This window comes from Dolichospermum sp. UHCC 0352 (assembly GCF_009711925.1).
GTDB lineage: Bacteria > Cyanobacteriota > Cyanobacteriia > Cyanobacteriales > Nostocaceae > Dolichospermum > Dolichospermum lemmermannii.
Genome location: NZ_VIKY01000185.1, coordinates 1 through 2,356, shown reverse-complemented (window position 1 = coordinate 2,356; position 2,356 = coordinate 1). Strand labels below are relative to the sequence as shown.

Here is a 2,356-nt window from a genome sequence, read left to right as displayed (position 1 = left end):
GAGCAGTTTTTAGATTTTCCGCGCCTTGAGTAACTTTTGCCGATACAATGCGATCGCCTTGCTCAATTTTGTTCACTACCTCAAAACCTTTGGTAACATTACCAAACACCGCATAGTTACCATCCAAGAACGATAAATCTGCTAAAGCAAAGTAAAATTGAGCAGAAGCAGAATCAGTTGGTTGTGATCTAGCCATAGCGATCGCCCCTTGCTTATGCTGTAATACAGGCTTCTCAGTAATTGTTTTACTGTAAATAGGCTCTTTTGCGCCTTTTGGTTTAATTTCTAACGGTATCCGGCGCTCATTCCCAGTTTTAGGATCAATAAAACCACCTGTTCCCAGTCTATTTTCGGGAAATTTCGGATCTTTACCTTGGGGATCTCCACCTTGAACCACAAAAGGTTGAGGTTCACGGACAACACGATGGAATGCTAAACCGTCATAAACGCCTTTTTGAACCAAATCCACAAAATTACCCGCAGTAATTGGTGCATTTGTGCCATCTATTTCAATTGTAATTGATTGGGGGTTAACTACTTCTCCACGCTTCACCGTCATCACCACCGTAGCTTTACCCTCAAGGCGTGGTAAACCTTTGGTTCCAGGAATACTCTCACTAACAGTTTCTGATACTGTTTGTGCGCTAGTAGTAGCACTGGTAGTAGTTGCCGTTGGGGATGAATTAGAAGATGTTGTACTACCAGTACATCCTCCCAAAGTCAAAGAGCCAATCATCAACAGAACTACAAAAAATTGTGGAAATTTTAACCGCATTGTTAGTGACTGCATTAAACAAAATATCTTCATCTTTTCTGGCCAATTATTCCTTATATCCCCAGATCCCCGACTTCTTAGAGAAGTCGGGGATCTTATGTTATGGATCTTATTGTTCACCAATCCAAAATCCCTAGAGTCCTTCTAAGGATACTCCTAAAAAACGGGCTAATTCTGCACCTTGGGTTTCCAAATCTGCCAAAGATAACGGTTGACCTACTCGTGTGAGGGGAATATCTCTTCTACCCTTAACCCTAAGATACAAAGCACGTTGAGGATTCAGACCTTCTTTAATCACAATCCTGACAGATTGTACATCTGCAATCCTGCCGTCAATTTGGATTTGACGGTTTTTCCCTGGAAACCCCCAACGAAAGATTTTTAATGTCCCCGTTTCCCGATTGAACTCATTATAACCGCCGCCTAAATCCCACAGCACCACGAGCCACAGATATGTAGCTAATAGCAAGCCAGCAGAACCATATAGTCCCATCACCAATCCTTGAGGGACAAATATTAGTTGTGTTGCATCAGTAACTATGAGTAAATTAACTTTGAGATAACTAGAGATCCCAGCTAAGAAAAAACCACTGGCTCCCATAGTTACAATGCTTGCCCACCAGTAGTTACTAAACCGACGTGAACCAAGAACCTTTTGAGAGAGGAGGTTCTCGCTTTTGTTAATTGTTGTTGATACGGTCATTAAACTGCCTTGGACTATCTTTCTCAAGTCTGCCACTGAAGCAGTCTGGATTGCAAGTTATCAAAGAATTGAGCAGAAATTTTATCCTGAACTTGAAGGATTTTAGGCCGCAGGGCCTGCGCCCCTAGGAAGATTTCTGAGAAAACCTATGTCCAATTGTTAAAATTCTGATATGGATAGAGAATATTTAACTTCCTGTTCCATATCCAGCCCAAACCCTGAGGAATGTGATAAGTTAATAATCATTACGCTACCACAATCTAAATTGCCGGTTAACGGTAGCTAATCATGGCCTAATTTATCAGGTAAATGCCGAAAACCACTGAAAAACAGCAACGCAGTTGAGTATGTTCGTGCTTTAGGGGATGAAGGCTAGAAACAGGATTTATCCTGCACTAAAAATGGTAAAATGCCGTTATCAGTACAAGATTTAAAAACCTACCCCCGGACTGTGGGAAAGTCTACGCCCGAAAAACCTTGAGGAGATATCAGCACGCCTAAAGGGCAAATGTGTTGAGCCTGGGAACCTTAGAAATAAGGATATTAAGAGCGTCATCTCTTAAGAATCCCCTCGGCTTTAGCCAGGGGAGTGTCAAGAGAAATGATCACTTTGTCAAGTAGTCAGTTCTCACAATCTTAGCTTCTGCAAGGCTGCTGGGTTTGTAAAAAAAAACGTTGAATTCCTCACGGCAGATGATATAAATCAGTAAAACTGTGGAAACACTGCTTAAAAAAACGGGGCAATTTTAGTAAAAACGAGGATTTTAGTTAAATGACCATCGCAGTTGGACGCGCCCCTAGTAGAGGGTGGTTTGACGTATTAGACGACTGGCTAAAGCGCGATCGCTTTGTATTCGTAGGTTGGTCAGGAATATTAT

The 2,356-nt window shown here is 41.8% G+C and carries 2 protein-coding genes; both read right to left on the bottom strand.

The window, feature by feature from the left end:
- Positions 1-775 (bottom strand): peptidylprolyl isomerase (locus tag FJR06_RS12775; protein WP_168651562.1); only part of this gene is annotated, 775 nt, incomplete at its 3' end.
- 133 nt (positions 776-908) lie between these two features.
- The gene (locus FJR06_RS12770) at positions 909-1,478 is read right to left on the bottom strand and encodes a photosystem I assembly protein Ycf4 (protein ID WP_015080308.1); all 570 of its coding nucleotides are present in this window, start codon (positions 1,476-1,478) and stop codon (positions 909-911) included.
- Positions 1,479-2,356 lie beyond the last annotated feature (878 nt).